General features: G+C 59.5%; 13 protein-coding genes and 1 riboswitch. Of the genes, 5 read left to right on the top strand and 8 right to left on the bottom strand.

Features of this window, described 5'->3' with window-relative positions:
- Positions 1–123: 123 nt before the first annotated feature.
- From FHX16_RS12020 to FHX16_RS12005, 4 genes are read right to left on the bottom strand one after another with little or no spacing between them, the layout of a single operon-like run.
- Positions 124–732 carry an ABC-type transport auxiliary lipoprotein family protein gene (locus tag FHX16_RS12020; protein ID WP_183862665.1) on the bottom strand — a complete coding sequence of 203 codons (609 nt, stop codon included), beginning with the start codon at positions 730–732 and terminating at the stop codon, positions 124–126.
- Positions 733–754: 22 nt separating this feature from the next.
- Complete coding sequence (locus FHX16_RS12015) at positions 755–2,125, bottom strand: MlaD family protein (protein ID WP_183757487.1); 1,371 nt, start codon at positions 2,123–2,125, stop codon at positions 755–757.
- Positions 2,126–2,134: 9 nt separating this feature from the next.
- Positions 2,135–2,980, bottom strand: coding sequence for an ABC transporter ATP-binding protein (locus FHX16_RS12010; protein ID WP_183757488.1), 846 nt, complete (start codon positions 2,978–2,980; stop codon positions 2,135–2,137).
- A 9-nt stretch (positions 2,981–2,989) separates the two neighbouring features.
- Positions 2,990–4,159, bottom strand: a complete 1,170-nt coding sequence (locus FHX16_RS12005; protein ID WP_183862667.1) for an MlaE family lipid ABC transporter permease subunit — start codon at positions 4,157–4,159, stop codon at positions 2,990–2,992.
- 99 nt (positions 4,160–4,258) lie between these two features.
- Between FHX16_RS12005 and dgcA the strand changes: the two genes are divergently transcribed.
- Positions 4,259–5,242, top strand: coding sequence for an N-acetyl-D-Glu racemase DgcA (dgcA, locus tag FHX16_RS12000; RefSeq protein ID WP_183862669.1), 984 nt, complete (start codon positions 4,259–4,261; stop codon positions 5,240–5,242).
- On the opposite strand, the gene FHX16_RS11995 is transcribed toward dgcA, so the two are convergent.
- Both FHX16_RS11995 and FHX16_RS11990 read right to left on the bottom strand, forming a co-directional pair.
- A complete protein-coding gene (locus FHX16_RS11995; protein ID WP_183862671.1) occupies positions 5,194–6,414 on the bottom strand; it encodes an MFS transporter in 1,221 nt (406 codons plus the stop codon). The genes dgcA and FHX16_RS11995 overlap by 49 nt on opposite strands.
- 160 nt (positions 6,415–6,574) lie before the next feature.
- Positions 6,575–7,399: a UDP-2,3-diacylglucosamine diphosphatase gene (locus FHX16_RS11990; RefSeq protein ID WP_114712829.1), complete on the bottom strand. Its 825-nt coding sequence runs from the start codon at positions 7,397–7,399 to the stop codon at positions 6,575–6,577.
- A 226-nt stretch (positions 7,400–7,625) separates the two neighbouring features.
- Here FHX16_RS11990 and FHX16_RS11985 point away from each other — a divergent pair, with 226 nt between their 5' ends.
- Positions 7,626–9,938, top strand: a complete 2,313-nt coding sequence (locus tag FHX16_RS11985) for an NADP-dependent malic enzyme (protein ID WP_259128461.1) — start codon at positions 7,626–7,628, stop codon at positions 9,936–9,938.
- 127 nt (positions 9,939–10,065) lie between these two features.
- Entirely contained in the window at positions 10,066–11,148 is a 1,083-nt protein-coding gene (locus tag FHX16_RS11980) for a DUF2865 domain-containing protein (RefSeq protein ID WP_259128459.1), read from the top strand.
- Positions 11,149–11,154: 6 nt separating this feature from the next.
- Here FHX16_RS11980 and bluB read toward each other — a convergent pair whose 3' ends face one another.
- Positions 11,155–11,844, bottom strand: coding sequence for a 5,6-dimethylbenzimidazole synthase (bluB, locus tag FHX16_RS11975; RefSeq protein ID WP_183862677.1), 690 nt, complete (start codon positions 11,842–11,844; stop codon positions 11,155–11,157).
- A 39-nt stretch (positions 11,845–11,883) separates the two neighbouring features.
- Positions 11,884–12,066: riboswitch (cobalamin riboswitch) on the bottom strand.
- A gap of 25 nt (positions 12,067–12,091) precedes the next feature.
- Positions 12,092–12,925 carry a hypothetical protein gene (locus tag FHX16_RS11970; protein WP_259128458.1) on the bottom strand — a complete coding sequence of 278 codons (834 nt, stop codon included), beginning with the start codon at positions 12,923–12,925 and terminating at the stop codon, positions 12,092–12,094.
- Between the two features lie 205 nt (positions 12,926–13,130).
- On the opposite strand from FHX16_RS11970, the gene FHX16_RS11965 reads away from it, so the two are divergent.
- Positions 13,131–15,059: an LTA synthase family protein gene (locus FHX16_RS11965; RefSeq protein WP_259128457.1), complete on the top strand. Its 1,929-nt coding sequence runs from the start codon at positions 13,131–13,133 to the stop codon at positions 15,057–15,059.
- Positions 15,060–15,140: 81 nt separating this feature from the next.
- Positions 15,141–15,665: a DUF1003 domain-containing protein gene (locus tag FHX16_RS11960; RefSeq protein ID WP_183757497.1), complete on the top strand. Its 525-nt coding sequence runs from the start codon at positions 15,141–15,143 to the stop codon at positions 15,663–15,665.
- Positions 15,666–15,701: the final 36 nt, after the last annotated feature.

Below are 15,701 nucleotides of genomic sequence, written 5' to 3'. Positions count from 1 at the left end.
GCCCTTGCAAAGATTCGGCTAAGACCTTCTTTAGACTTCAGGCCAAGCCGCACACGTCCGTCTATTTGTCGCGGCTACGCCTCCATGGGCCTGCGGCGCTTGCCGTCCGCGCCCACGCAAGAATCAGATCGACTGCAGCGTCCACGCGACGATCTCAGCGGCTACGGCCGAGAATGCACCATCAAGGCCCTTCACCAGGCCATCGTTGGAGCCACCGGCAGGCACGACCTGTCTGAACACCTTCTGAGTGCGTACGGTACCGTTGCGATCATTCAATATCTTCGCTGAGATCTCGACAACCGCGCGGCTGCCACTGGTGGTGTCGATCTCAAAGGACCGGATATCCGTCACGAGCTGGTAGTCGATAGCCAGCCCCTGGCCCGGTACACCGACGCCACCGACCTTGCCCGAGTTCTCATAGGCCTCGACCAGCTTCGCTTGAACAATGCGCGGCAGCTTGTCGCCCCATTGCGCCTTGGAAAGATACTGTATTTGCGAGGGAGCGACCCGAACGACGATCTGCTCGCTGTCGATCGCCTTCAGTGCAGTCGGCTGCTGCACCAGGATTTGCCGGCCTTTCGCCGCTGGTCCACTGCCGGTCACCGAACCGGATAGATCGTAGGTGTCGTTCTTTGCAGAGGTTCCGCAGCCGGCAAGGCCTGCCAATAGCGGCAGCGCGATCGCGGTTGTCGATAGCCACGAACGACGCTGAACCAGATCCGATACGGCCATATGCGCTCCCCTAATGTCCCTTTTAACGCCGCGTCCGGCCGTCATATTGCTTTACAGTATCGCCGCCGAAGATCAGCCGCTGCGGATTGCGGTCGAAGTCACTGATCGCATTGCTAAGGTTTTGTACGGTGGAGCGTGTGTCGTTGATCAGCGACTGCATATCTCGCAGTCCACCGCTGGAAAATTTCTGCAGATTGTCGGCGATCGGGCCAATGCGAGAATTGAGGTTGTCGGCCACCTTCTTGAAGGAGGTAAGCGTGTCACGCGCTTGCGCAAAAAGCGACTGCGTGTTGTCGGTCCCGAGCAGCGCATCCAGCTTGACTAGAATGCCGTCGACGCGCGTGGACGCCGAGTTCAGCTTGTTCGCCATTTGCGACACGTTCTGGATTGTCTGATCGATGTCCTTCTGTCGCGCAGCAACCGTGTTCGCGACGTCCTTGATCGAGGCGACAGCGGTGCGCGCATCCTTGGTCGCCTGCGAGATGTCGTCGACGGACCCTTTGACCTTGGCCGGATCGATCTGTGCTACAAGCGTATCCACCCGGTCGAGTGTCGCCTGTGCCTTCTTGCCGAGGTCGTTGTAGGTCGTTGCTGTCTCCTGGAACTTCTGGATCGCTCCCTTGAAGTTGCCAGATGCATCCGCGACGTCGCGGCTAACTTTCTCGGCATTGCTGAGAATGGTATCGATCTTCTTCGCGTCGACGGCCTTCACAAGTGCCTCGATTGCCTCAAGCGTCGAGTCGACGCGACCAGAAACCTTGCGAATGGTATCGGAGAGCTGCCCGACACTTTGCAGGAACGAGTCGATGTTGCCGGAGTTCTTGGCCAAGGCGTCGGAGAACGTCTCGGCGTTCTGCAGCGTTTTGGTCAGTGGTCCGCGCGCGTCTTTCACAAACCCCTGAACCTGCCCGATGGCATCGTTGGCGCGGTCCAGAATCTTATCCGCTGTCGCCAGCAGATTCGTGACACTCGATTGATCCGCCACGATCACCGCTCGCTTGCCGCTATCGATCGATTGCTGAAGGATGTTTTTTTCGCCGATCTTGCCGCCCGAGAGTTCGATATAGGCCGCACCCGTCAAGCCCTGGATTTCCAGGATGGCTTTTGTCGATGGATAGATCGGCGCGTCGACTCGCACCTCGGTGAAGGCGAGTGAGAAGCTCGGATCATCGGCGTCGATCGATAGCGACTTGACCGAGCCGACCTGAATGCCGTTGAACCGCACCGGCGAGCCGACGCTCAAACCGTTCGCGGAGCCCGGAATGCGGACGATCAGCTCCGCCGTCGGACCGCCACGCCCGTATTCGGCCATCCAATACACGAAACCGAACGCCGCTGCGATAACGAGCACCGTGAAGAAGCCGACAATCGTGTAGTTCGCTTTTGTTTCCATCGTATCCGCTCACTTCCCGCGGCTATCTTGCGCCAGGCTGTTCTCGCCGGCGTGGCCACTCTGCGGCACGATCGAACGCGCCCGCTTGCCCTTGAAATAGGCCTGAACCCACGGATCGTCGTAGGCCAGCATGTCGTCGATCGTTCCCTCGACCAGTACCCGCTTCTTGCCAAGCACAGCAATGCGATCACAGACCGAGAAGAGACTGTCGAGATCGTGGGTGACCATGTAGACGGTCAGCCCGAGCGTGTCCCTAAGTCTCGCTATAAGCTCGTCGAATTCCGCGGCACCGATCGGGTCGAGCCCTGACGTGGGCTCGTCGAGGAACACCAGTTCGGGGTCGAGCGCCAAGGCGCGCGCAAGCGCCGCACGTTTAATCATGCCGCCCGAAAGCTCCGACGGGTATTTGTCGGCAGCATCCGCCGCGAGCCCAACCAGTCGAATCTTCAATTTTGCCAGTTCGTCCATCAGCGACTGCGGCAGGTCCAGATACTCGCGCATCGGCACCTGGATGTTCTCCTTCACGGTCAACGACGAAAACAATGCTCCCTGCTGAAAGAGCACGCCGAGCCGCATATCGAGTGCATTGCGCTGCGGCTCGTCGAGCTCGTCGAAATCCTGGCCGAGAATCTTGATGTTTCCCGAGCGGCGCGGCAGCAGCCGAAGCACGGTCCGCATCAGCACCGACTTGCCCGTCCCCGAGGCGCCGACAAAGCCAAGAATTTCGCCGCGATAGATATCGAGGTTCAGATTGTCGAGAACGACCTTGGACCCGAAAGCGACCGTCACGCCGCGCGCCGACAGCACGACATCCCGTCCTTCATTGTTCCCGGTCTGTGTAGGCTGTCCGTCCACGTACAATCCTTAGAAATTGATGGCCGCATAGAACATGGCAAAAAGCCCGTCCATGAGGATAACGACGAAAATCGCCTTCACGACCGCAGCGGTCACGTGCTGTCCAAGCGACTCGGCGCTGCCGCCTACTTTTAAGCCTTCAACCGCCGCGACGATACCGATAACCAGCGCCATGAACGGCGCCTTGATCATCCCGGACAGGACCGTCGACAGCGTAATCGCTTCATGCAGGCGCGAGATGAAGTTCGCGAAGGTGATGCCGGAGTACGCCCAGGCGACGACGGCTGCACCGGCGAGCGAAGCAAAGTTCGCAATCACGGTCAGCAGCGGCAACGCCACAGTCAGGGCAACCAGTCGCGGAAAAATGAGAACGCCGACGGGATTGAGCCCCATCACCTTCAGCGCATCAACCTCCTCGCGCATCTTCATCGAGCCGATTTCGGCGGTAATGGCGCTACCGGAACGGCCGGCGATCATGATTGCCGTCAGAAGCACGCCGATTTCGCGAAGCTGCAGAATGCCAACCAGATCGACGACGAAGACTTCGGCGCCGAAGTAGCGGAGCTGAAAGGCGCCCTGCTGTGCGATGATCGCGCCGATCAGGAACGACATCAGCAATATGATCGGCACCGCGCGTACGCCCATATGGTCGATCTGGTTGACGATCGACGCTGGCGAAACGCCGCTACCCCGCCCGAATTTCATTTGGGCGCCGCGGACAGCGGAGCCGAGAATGTACATCGCGGCCGCGAGATTGTTCCAGATATCGAAGGTGATCTTGCCGATCGGCGCGAAGATTCGTTCCGCCAAGCCTGGACGTCGTTGCGGCTCCTGGTCGAGCTGCGGCGGCTCTTCGGAAAACTCCGCGATCATTTCGTCGATATGTTCGTTGCTGCCTTCGAAGCGCACGGTACCGCCCGCACCCTCAACTTGCTTCTTCAGCCGGCAGAGCAGCCAGACACCCGCCGTGTCGATATCGGTCACGCCCGACAGATCGAGGGTCACTTCGCCAGATCGAGCGGCGGTAAGCTTCTCGAAGTCACGCAACACGAGATGCAGGTTCGCGCTCCGCCAGTTCCCCTCGATATGAACGAGCTGGCCCGATCCATGGGTTTGGTCGTCCACATGCAGTGACGCGGCGTTACGGGTTTCGGACTTCAAAACGCTTGTGTCTTTCAAGGCTTACGGCGACATTGCCGACTCGCGAACTAACGGTTCGCCGCTTCGGATCAATATACCCAAGCCACACCAAATTTCCATGCGCGCAGGATTGCAAATATGCCACGGTCACTTGAAATTCAGACGGAATCCTTCCCCATTTCAGGCACGTTTACGATCTCGCGCGGCGCCAAGACGTCAGCAGACGTGATCCTCTGCACAATCCGGGAGCACCCGATCGCCGGCCGGGGCGAATGCGTTCCCTATCGCCGTTACGGCGAGACGATGGAGAGTGTTGCCGCACAGATCGAAGCGGCAAGGCCGTTGATCGAGGGTGGCCTGACGCGCCTGGAGCTACAGCGCGCCATGCCGCCAGGAGCCGCACGCAATGCAGTGGACTGCGCCCTCTGGGACCTTGAGGCCAAGAGTTCGGGCAACACGGTCGCCAAGAGCCTCGGCCTGATCAAGCCCCAATCGCTGACGACCGCCTTCACGATCTCCCTCGGCGAGCCCGACGTGATGGCGGACCAGGCGCGCGCAAATGCCGGGCGCGCGCTCTTGAAAGTCAAGGTCGGCACTGGTGACGACGAAAGCCGAATCCGCGCTGTTCGCGCCGCTGCGCCGGATGCGGCTATTATCCTCGACGCCAATGAAGGCTGGCCGGAAGACACGCTGGAGCACCATTTACGCATTGCTGCCGAAGCGGGTATCGCTTTGGTCGAACAACCGCTGCCGGCAGGCAAGGACGAACTTCTTGCAGAGATTCGCCGGCCGGTCCTCGTCTGCGCGGATGAGAGCGTCCACCACACCGGCGATCTTGCGAGCCTTCGCGACCGCTACGACGCGATCAATATCAAGCTCGACAAAACCGGCGGACTGACAGAGGCGCTGGCCATGAAAAAGGAGGCGCAACGCCTTGATTTCCAAATCATGGTCGGCTGCATGGTCGGCACGTCACTGGCAATGGCGCCTGCCGTGCTGCTGGCGCAGGATGCTGAGTTCGTTGACCTTGACGGGCCGCTGCTTCTCGCTCGAGACCGCGACCCGGGTTTGCGCTACACGGCCTCGCTCGTCTGGCCGCCGGAGATCACCCTCTGGGGCTGAAGATAATAAGCCGCGATAACAAGACCGAGGCCCGTTAGGGCGACCACTGCCATGACGTAATAGCTGGCGAGGCCGAGCCAGGCGTAGAGGTAGCCGGAGGCAATTGTCATCAGCCCCAGGAACATGCCGTTGTAGAAGAAATAGGCGCCCTGGGCCGACGATTCCTGGGTCTCCTGGACGGTGGCAACGATCCGGCGTTGCACGCCGGTATGCACGAACGCATAAGTGCAGGAATGCATGCACTGGAGCAGAAAGAAGCCCCAGAAGCCCCAGTGCATCGGGAACAGTATCCAGCGGCAGACACTGACGGCCGCACCGAAGCGAATCAAGGTCCAGGCGCTGAACCGACGGTTCAGCCGGCGCGAGAGAAAGAACACAGTCACCTCGGCCGCGACGCCGGCGCTCCACAGCACAGCGATCTGCGTGCCGGAAAAACCGAGTTCACGCCAGTAGAGCGACGCAAAAGCCTGCAGAACCGCGTGGCTCGATTGCTGGATGGCGACTCCGATCAGCAAGGCCAGCAGATGCGGTTGACGCAACGAACTCCCGGTCGCCGCCGAAATATCGACAGGCGTGCCACGTCTGCGTGTCGGACCAATCCGCGGACAATAGATCGCCATGACCACTGTCGTGACGAAACCAAAGGTCATCACGGGCAGCACCATCTCTCCGCCCCAATGCCCGATCAACTGCCCGCCAATCAGGGTGGACACAATAAACGCGATCGAGCCCCAAACCCGCATCGACCCGTAGTCCAGCCCCCAGCGCCTTACACCCGAGATCACGATCGATTCCACGACCGGGACGTAACAGGCAAAAGTCGCGCCCTGGATGGTATAGACGATCAGCACTGGCCAGAACGTATTTGTCCAGTAAAGCGCAATCGCCGTCAGCAGCGACAGGCTTCCGGAAAACAGCAATACATCCGCCCGCTCCTTCATGCGGTCGGCATACATGGCGACAATAGGTGCAACGAGCACGCGTACGACCATCGGCACTGCCAGGATGACGCCGATCTGATGATCGTTGAACTCGTGCAGCGCGAGCCACATCGGGAAGAACGGCAAGGCAACGCCATTAACAAGCAAAGGCGCACAGTAAGACAAGGCACTGAGAAGCCGAAAGCGCGGTGGCGCGCCCTCACTTGCCGGAGGATTTTGAGCGGGAATCATGATGGACCTGCAGGAAACTGAACGCTGCCTAGCACGTCAACCTAAGGGCGACTATGGCAAGAACTTGCCCATCGAAAACGTTTTAGAAAATAAATAGGGCCTGTCGCAAAGACACAACGGGCTAAATTCATACTGTGAATTGCGGGAGCAAAGGCCGCGACTAGGCAGCCTGCGGCGCGACTTCCTTTTCGCGGTGACCGATAGCCATCGGGATTGGCTGTATTCCGCTCATTGAACGCCACTCGATCAATTCGAAGGTGCCATCCTGATGTTCGGCAATCGCCGTGCAGCTTTCGACCCAGTCGCCAGTATTGATATAGCGGATGCCATCCATGTCCTCCATCACGGCATGATGGATGTGACCGCAGATCACCCCGTCTGCGCCATGCTTGCGGGCTTCGTCGGCGACGACGCGCTGGAACTCGCCTATGAAATTGACAGCGTGCTTGACCTGCAGCTTGGCCCACGCCGAAAACGACCAGTAGGGCATACCCATCTTGCGGCGGATCGCTGCCAGGCCGATGTTGATCATGATCGCCATGTCGTAAGCCCAGTCGCCGAGATAGGCGAGAAGGCGCGCATTGCGGACGACGACGTCGAACTCGTCGCCATGCAGGACCAGGTATTTCTTGCCGTCGGCCGTTTCGTGCATCATCCGCTCGGCAACCTCGATGCCGCCGAAATGGGTGCCTGGAAAGTCACGGAGGAATTCGTCGTGATTGCCCGGGATATAGATAACCCGCGTGCCTTTGCGCGCTTTGCGCAGCAGCTTCTGCACAACGTCGTTGCAATCCTGCGGCCAGTACCAGCTTCGCTTCAGCCGCCAACCATCGACGATATCGCCGACAAGAAAGATCGTGTCCGCGTCGTGATGCTTGAGAAAATCCAACAGGAAGTCCACCTTCGCGGCCTTGGAGCCGAGATGCACATCGGAAATGAAAAGCGTACGGAAGTGCCGCGTATCCATGTTGTCCCTCACAAGCATCCTGCTCGTGTCCCATCGTTCACCTGCCTCTCCAAAACCAGAGTCGTGTTTCAGGAAGATGACACGCCGCTTTCCCGGTTGATTTTCCCGGCTCCTGTCGACCTGCGCGGATGCCAGGAGAGATTCGCGTTGTTTTCGCATTTAGATGGAAATTCCGACTGTTCCGCCATGCCGATTGATGTATTGAAAACACTTCAAGACAGCATGCGGCAGCCCGGAGGCGATGATGGATCATCACGAAAAGTCCAAGACGGAAAAGAATTTGGTAGGTGGAAGCCTCGATGAGCAGGCGCTCTATTTCCATCGCTATCCGCGTCCGGGCAAGCTCGAGATTCAAGCGATCAAGCCGCTCGGCAACCAGCGCGACCTGGCATTGGCTTATTCCCCCGGTGTTGCAGCACCCTGTCTCGCAATCCGCGACAATCCGGAGACGGCCGCCGACTACACGTCGCGCGCCAATCTCGTAGCGGTCATATCCAACGGCACCGCCGTTCTCGGGCTCGGCAATATCGGCCCACTCGCCTCAAAGCCTGTCATGGAAGGCAAGGCCGTCCTCTTTAAGAAATTCGCCAACATTGACGTCTTCGACATCGAAGTCGAGGCATCGAGCGTTGATCATATGGTCTCGACCGTCGCTTCGCTCGAGCCGACCTTCGGCGGCATTAATCTCGAGGATATCAAGGCGCCGGAATGTTTCGAGATCGAGCGCCGCCTTCGCGAGACCATGAAGATCCCGGTTTTCCACGATGACCAGCACGGCACTGCCATCATCGTCGCCGCGGCGATCCTCAATGGCCTCGAACTGGCGAACAAGAAAATCGACGAGGTCAAGATCGTCGCCTCCGGCGCAGGTGCTGCCGCCCTTGCCTGCCTTAATCTGCTCGTCACGCTGGGCGCCAGGCGCGAAAATATCTGGGTCCACGACATCGAAGGTCTGGTCTACGAGGGCCGCACCGAACTGATGGACGAATGGAAGAGCGTTTACGCCCAGAAAAGCGACACCCGCACGCTTGCCGAGAACATCGGTGGGGCCGATGTTTTCCTTGGCCTTTCCGCAGCCGGCGTGCTGAAGCCGGAACTGCTGGCGCAAATGGCCGAAAACCCACTGATCATGGCGCTCGCCAATCCGACCCCGGAGATCATGCCCGATCTCGCCCGGGCAGCGCGTCCCGATGCGATGATCTGCACTGGTCGTTCCGATTTCCCGAACCAGGTGAACAACGTTCTCTGCTTCCCCTATATCTTCCGCGGTGCGTTGGATTGCGGCGCAGTCACGATCAACGAAGAAATGAAGATGGCCGCCGTGCGCGCCATCGCGGCCCTTGCGCGCGAGGAACCATCCGACGTCGCCGCCCGGGCGTATTCGGGCGAAACTCCTGTCTTTGGCCCCAACTACCTGATCCCCTCGCCCTTCGACCCGCGCCTGATCCTGCGCATCGCCCCGGCGGTCGCAAAGGCCGCGGCCGAAAGCGGCGTCGCGTTGCGTCCGATCGCAGATTTCGACGCCTACCTCGACCAGCTTAACCGCTTCGTCTTCCGTTCGGGCTTCATCATGAAGCCGATCTTTGCCGCCGCGAAGAATGCCGAGCGCAAGCGGGTAATCTTCTCCGAAGGCGAAGACGAGCGCGTCCTGCGCGCCGCGCAGGTTCTGCTTGAGGAAGGCATTGCCGAGCCAATCCTGATCGGCCGCCCATCGGTCATCGAAACACGCCTGCAGCGCTACGGCCTGCGCATCCGGCCGCTTTCGGATTTCGCCGTCATCAACCCGGAAGACGACCCGCGCTTCCGCGAGTATGTCGATCTCTACTTCTCGCTGGTCGGACGCCGTGGGGTCATTCCGGAGGCCGCGCGCACGATCGTTCGTACGAACACAACTGTGATCGGTGCACTGGCGCTGAAGCGGGGCGAAGCGGATGCACTGATCTGCGGCCTCGAAGGCCGCTATGAAAAGCATCTCCGCGATGTCCGTCAGATCATCGGCAAGAGGCACGACGTCTGCGATTTCTCCGCCCTCAGCCTCCTGATTTCCCAGCGCGGCGCCACTTTCTTCACCGACACCTACGTCACCTTCAATCCGAGTGCCGAAGAAATTGCCGAGTCGACAGTTCTTGCCGCCGAGGAAATCAAGCGCTTCGGCATCACGCCGCGCGCTGCTTTGGTATCCCATTCGAATTTCGGTTCGCGTGAGTCCGAGAGTGCGACGAAGATGCGCGCTGCGCTTCAGCTTGTGCGCGAGGCTGCGCCTGAGCTCGAAGTGGACGGCGAGATGCACGGCGAAAGCGCCATCTCCGACGCCCTGCGCAAGCGGGTCATGCCTGACACAACCCTGCACGACGAAGCGAACCTGCTGGTCTTCCCGAACCTCGATGCGGCAAACATCACGCTCGGCGTCGTGAAATCGATGATCGACGGATTGCATGTGGGACCGATCCTGCTTGGCGCTGCACTCCCGGCACATATCCTCGCGCCGTCCGTGACCTCGCGCGGCGTCGTCAACATGGCCGCCCTCGCCGTCGTTGAGGCTTCACAGCCAGCGTGATTTGCGGCCGATGGTGAAAATGCGCTAAGATTTCAACCGCAGCCTGCTACAAGCAGGCTCGCGGCAGAGGTGAGGCACAACGCCGCGCCTATGACCGCTCGTATTTGCTTACCGATGGGACCGTGCCTTGAACCGCTGGATTCTGTCACTCGCAACAGTGCTTGCCTTCACCGGCCTGGCCCATGCGCAGGTGCCGGCAATCTGTGGCGACCTGCGGGCGCGGCTCGCCGACCTGCCTGAGATCATTGGCACCACGCCAGAGGTGCGCAAATTCGCCAGTGCCATTGCAGAACAGAACCTTGAACTGCGCAAGCTCCGCAGCGATCTGCGCCAGAACGGTTGCACGAGCGGCAGCATGGTCGTGATCGGCGATGACGACGGCTATTGCGGCGAGCTCGAGCGCGCAGAGAGCAAGATGGTCGACAACATCCGTTATCTGCAGCAGCGGCGCGATGAATTGCGTGGCCAGAGCCAGGATGTGCGCACGAGAAACGAGCTGCTGGCGGCACTCGACGACAACGGCTGCAATGACGAGCAGTGGCCCGAGGACCGCGCAGAGGGATACGCGGCGCCGCCGAGCATCGAAGACCAGGCTATGCGCAACGACACCTTCATACCTTTAGGTGACGATCCTAACCAGCGCCGATACGGTTTCGGCATGTCGACTCTCTCTCATCTGAACACCGTTTGTGTCCGAACCTGCGACGGCGGCTTCTTCCCATTGAGCTCGAATGCGACCTCCCAGGACTTCCCCCGTGACGCCGATACCTGCTCGAAGATGTGTCCAGGGATCGACACCGAGCTTTTCTATCATGACGTCTCCAGCACCGAGACATCACAGATGATTTCGGCCGCGACGGGCGCTCCCTACAGCGCCATGCCGAATGCCTTCGCCTACAAGAACCGCAAGCCTGGCGAAAAATCGTCCTGCAGTTGCGATCTCAACGGCTACTACGAGCGGATGCGAAAAAGCCAATCGATCAGCGAACCTCCACAGCAGGGATCAATTACGACGATCGAAACCAAAAAGCCCGAGGCCAAGGTCCAGTCCGTTACCCCCGCGGCTTCGCAGCCACAGGCACCTGACAGGCCTTACGATCCGGCAACCAGCAAGGTCCGCCAGATCGGCCCACAGTTCCTGGCCGGCGACCAAGGCACGATCGACCTGAAGAACCCGGCAAAGCCGGGCCCTCAGCCGCAGCAACAATAGCCACCCTCAGTCCAGCGAATTGTCCCAACGGTCAGTGAACACGAGTTCCTCCAGCGGCAGCCGCTGACGCCAACCTTTGGCCGCCAGCTCCGGCTGGTCATAGAGCTGATCGACATAGCCGACGCAGAGCCAGGCAACGATCTCGACGCGATCCGGCACACCGAGGATTTGCTTGATATCGGACTCGTGAAAAATGCTCACCCAACCAACCCCGATACCTTCGGCTCGGGCAGCCAGCCACAGATTCTGCACGGCGCACACCGTCGAATAGGAATCCATCCGCCGATTGTGCGTTCGGCCAAGAACGACGTCGCCGCAGCGATCCGGATCGCAGGTCACGCAGATGCTGAGCGGTGCGGCGCGGATGCCTTCAAGCTTCAGCGACCGGTAGAGCTGCTGCCGCTCGCCCGCAAACATCTCGCTGGCCTCGCGATTGGCGCGATCGAAGGCTTGCCATACTGCCTCTTTCACCTGCTGATCGCGCACCAGGACGAAATTCCAAGGCTGCATGAACCCAACCGACGGCGCGTGGTGCGCGGCGGTCAAGAGCCTGCGGACAACGTCGTCCGGTATCGGATCCGGGAGAAACTCCGAACGGACATCGCGACGCGTCGAGATCGCACGATAAACGGCGTCACGTTCCTCGGTCGAAAAGGCTGCGGCTCCCGACAGGGAGCCTGAATGGTCTGGTCGCATCGTCAATCCCCAACAACACAACCGCCCGCCGTCCACGCAGGTCAGTCTACGATGTCGGGCCGGTCTTCTGACTTGGCGTCATCCGACTGCCGCGCCTTCCCGGTGCTGGACCAGTGGCTTGATGCGGCAGACGTCAGCCTTACAGCGCTGGGCACGTTCCGGTCTCTCACCGAATTCCCGATTCTCCCGCCTGAGACGGGCACCCGACGGAGGGTCTATGCCGGTAAAAATCGCTCGATGCAATCCTTTACGCAGAGACCGGGTAATAACGTACATAGGCGAACTCATCGCCTAGAGGCGACCAGTTGGGCACGTTGATCGTTCCCTGTCCGCCGAAGAGATCGAAGAGCGTCCTCAGATTTCCGCCGTCCATGTCCATCAGCCGCAGGCGAACGTGGAGATCGCGCGGATGATCGAAGACGTCAGGGTCGTAAGAGAGGATCAGAACCTTGTCATTGTTGGGCGACGGATGAGCGAACCAGTTCCCGTAGTTGTCGCCGGTGATCTGCTCGAGCCCGGTCCCGTCGGGATGGATCCGCCAGATCTGCATGAGGCCGGTACGGCTGGAATTGAAATAGATCCATTGGCCGTCCGCGGAATAGTCCGGCCCGTCATTGCGTCCTTCGCCATGCGTTAGACGCTTTTCTTCGCCGCCTGCCACAGAGATCGTGTAGATATCGAACAGGTCGTTGCGGATGCCGCAATAGGCGAGCTCTTTTCCGTCGGGCGACCAGCCGTGCCAATAGGACGGCTGATTTTGCGTCACAAGTCGCGGCGTCCCGCCTTCGGCGGGAAGCACATAGATCGTCGACTTCCCGAATTCCGTCTTATCGGAGATGACGATCTCACGGCCGTTAGGCGAGATGCCATGATCATTGTTGCAGGTCCTGGCAAAGCCAGTATCCACCTTCGCGACCTTGCCCGAACCGTCTAGCGCCAGCCGGTAAAGAAGCCCGTCGCCATTCAGCAGAAGATAGCTTCCGTCCGGCGAAAAGTTCGGCGCTTCCACCAATTGCGCGGTCTGCCAGACGACGCGCGCCTCGCCCGTTCTGACATTGTAGATCTCGACGGAACTTCTCAATCTAAATCCTCCTGACATCGATTCCCCTGACCTACGATGCCTCGCCACCGAGCACAAGTCGACGCGGGGTAGCGATGGGTGTCGGGCACACGGCCCTCGGCCCTTATCCACCAATCACAAATGCTGGAAACCTAACGGTTCATCTAGCGTTCATGACGAAGGTGTGACAGTTCAGTGAAGCTTTTATGACGTTGGAGTTTTTCAGTTGATCGCGTTGGTAATGAGGTCCGCAGCGGCAACGCGGGTTGCGTCGCTTTCCACCGGTGTCCGGGGAAGCGCACGGTCGCCGGCTATACGGACGGCCCTGGCCATCAGCCTTTCCGCTCTCATTGCCGTTTTCGCCACCGTAGCGGTTGAAATTATTGCGCGCGATGGGCTGGCCGACGTTGGGGAATTCCTGACGTCGCCGGCACGTCCCGGTATCACCACCGTCGCGATGCTGACCGTTCTGATGCTCTCTCTGGATGCAGCCCTGGGAAGGCGATTCATTTCGGCATTGATCGTTCTGCCGGTGGTTATCGTCCCGGCTATCGTCTCCAACCAAAAGCAGCACTACCTTTCGGATCCTCTTTATCCGTCAGACGTCCTCTTCGGACGGCAGATCATGGAATTGCTGCCGGTGATGGTGCGCGACCGACCGTGGACCGCCGTCGCCATGCTGGTTGGCATCATTCTTTCCGTTGCCGCGATTGCCGCGCTCTGGCATTTCGCCTGGCGCCACTTTCCGCGGCTTTCGAAGACCACTCGCCTGCGTCACCTCTGCATCGGCCTGCCTGTCGTCGCCGCCTTCGGCACGCTGATGGACTATTCCAAATACTCCTACATACGCGACCGTCTTCAGGTCGTTCCGATGATGTGGGACCAGAAGGAAAACTACCGCAGCAACGGCTTCATCCTGGCCTTCATCTTCAATATTCCGATGGCCGACGTGGCAGCGCCAGCCGGCTTCGGTGCACAAGCGCTCGATGCCATTCCCGGCCGTAACTACGGTTACCTCAGCGGCCCGCGCGAAAAGCCCGACGTGATCATGCTGATGAGCGAATCCTTCTGGGATCCGACCAGGTTGAGGAACATCAGCATGTCGCCCGATCCCATGCCGAACATCCGCGCGGCGCAGTCGGGCTACGTCTTCTCGCCCGAGTTCGGGGGCATGACGGCCAACGTCGAATTCGAAGCGCTGACGGGATTCTCGAATGCCTTCCTGCCCTACGGCAGCATCCCGTATCAGCAGTATATTAGAGGCAACCTTCCTTCGCTTGCGACGTTCTTCCGTGGCGAAGGCTATGCTGCCCGTTCGCTGCACCCCTTCAGCGGCTGGTTCTGGAACCGCAACGAAGTCTACAAGGATTTCGGCTTCGAGCAGTTCCGCTCGGAAGAAACCCTGCCGCCGATGGAGAAAAGGGGCATCTTCGCTTCGGACGAGTCCCTCATGAAGGAGATCATCAACGAAGCCGACGGCCTTGATCGCCCGTTCTTTTTCTTCGGGGTCACTCTTCAGGGACACGGCCCTTACGAGCCTAACCGCTATGCGCACAACAGCATCGACATACAGGGCAACCTGAACGACGCGGACCGGGCGACGCTCGCCACCTACACACAGGGGATCAAGGAAGCCGACGATAGCCTCAAGATGCTGATGGATTGGGCTAAGAAGCGCGACCGTGAAACAATCATCGTGCTCTGGGGAGACCACTTGCCTCCGCTCGGCAACGTCTACATGGCGACAGGCTACATGCCGGATCAGGTTGCGACCCGCAAGGCATCGGTCAGCGTCATGAAACAGGAGCACGAGACCCCGCTCGTGATCTGGTCGAACAAGAAGGGCAGCAAAAAGGATGTCGGCACTATCAGCCCGTCACTGCTTCCCTATCATCTTCTGAAGTTCGCCGGCTTCGAGCATCCCTACTATACGGGCTTCCTCGGTCGCGTGCAGAAAAAGTACAGCGTCATCGACCGCTATCAGCTCATTGCGCGCGACAACACGCCGTCGCCCGATTGGGTGTTGAAACCAAAAAACCTCGATCCTCTCGTGCGGGACTATCGATACCTCCAGCACGACATCATGTTCGGCAAGGCCGAGACCCTTGATCGCTTCTTCCCACAGCATGCCTGGCTCTATGCGCAAGGCACGTAAAAGAGCGACAGAAGTCCACATTGCAATTTGAAAACATTGGGGAATACTGGCGCCCGAGCGATCTAGCATTCGGAGTCAGCCATGCATAATCTATCGGACTTCATCCACCATCACTTCGACAAGTCGGCCGACGAACTCGGCGAGATCGAGAAGCGCGTCCTCGCAAAGGCCCATGAGCGCAAGATAATCTCGACCGATATCAATGCGGCTCTGCGGGCCGAATCATCTGTCGGCGAACGCCTGGCGGATTCGATCGCCCGCGTTGGCGGCTCCTGGTACTTCATCGTCACGTTCCTGCTTTTTCTGGTCTTCTGGTGCGTCGTGAACACCATCGTGCTGCTCACACGCGCTTTCGATCCCTATCCTTTCATCTTCCTCAATCTTGTGCTGTCGATGCTTGCCGCCATCCAGGCTCCGATCATCATGATGTCGCAGAACCGTCAGGCTGAGCGCGATCGTTTCGAGGCCGCCAAAGACTACGAGGTCAATCTCAAAGCAGAACTCGAAGTCCTGTCGCTGCATCAGAAGATAGACATGCGCGTGCTCACGGAAATTGCAGCATTGCGAGAAGATATCGAACGGCTACACCAGCGACTACCAAGTTGATGCCGCCGTCCGGAACCGCTTGAATTTAACTATACC

This window comes from Rhizobium sp. BK661 (genome assembly GCF_024808825.1).
GTDB lineage: Bacteria > Pseudomonadota > Alphaproteobacteria > Rhizobiales > Rhizobiaceae > Rhizobium.
This window is presented reverse-complemented; position numbering and strand designations above follow the sequence as displayed.

Bases quoted from the DNA above. Each gene is read 5' to 3' on its own strand.
- FHX16_RS12015 (WP_183757487.1), bottom strand. From the start codon at position 2,125: ATGGAAACAAAAGCGAACTACACGATTGTCGGCTTCTTCACGGTGCTC.
- FHX16_RS11985 (WP_259128461.1), top strand. From the start codon at position 7,626: ATGGATCATCACGAAAAGTCCAAGACGGAAAAGAATTTGGTAGGTGGA.
- FHX16_RS11990 (WP_114712829.1), bottom strand. From the start codon at position 7,399: ATGCTTGTGAGGGACAACATGGATACGCGGCACTTCCGTACGCTTTTC.
- FHX16_RS11960 (WP_183757497.1), top strand. From the start codon at position 15,141: ATGCATAATCTATCGGACTTCATCCACCATCACTTCGACAAGTCGGCC.
- FHX16_RS11995 (WP_183862671.1), bottom strand. From the start codon at position 6,414: ATGATTCCCGCTCAAAATCCTCCGGCAAGTGAGGGCGCGCCACCGCGC.
- bluB (WP_183862677.1), bottom strand. From the start codon at position 11,844: ATGCGACCAGACCATTCAGGCTCCCTGTCGGGAGCCGCAGCCTTTTCG.
- dgcA (WP_183862669.1), top strand. From the start codon at position 4,259: ATGCCACGGTCACTTGAAATTCAGACGGAATCCTTCCCCATTTCAGGC.
- FHX16_RS12020 (WP_183862665.1), bottom strand. From the start codon at position 732: ATGGCCGTATCGGATCTGGTTCAGCGTCGTTCGTGGCTATCGACAACC.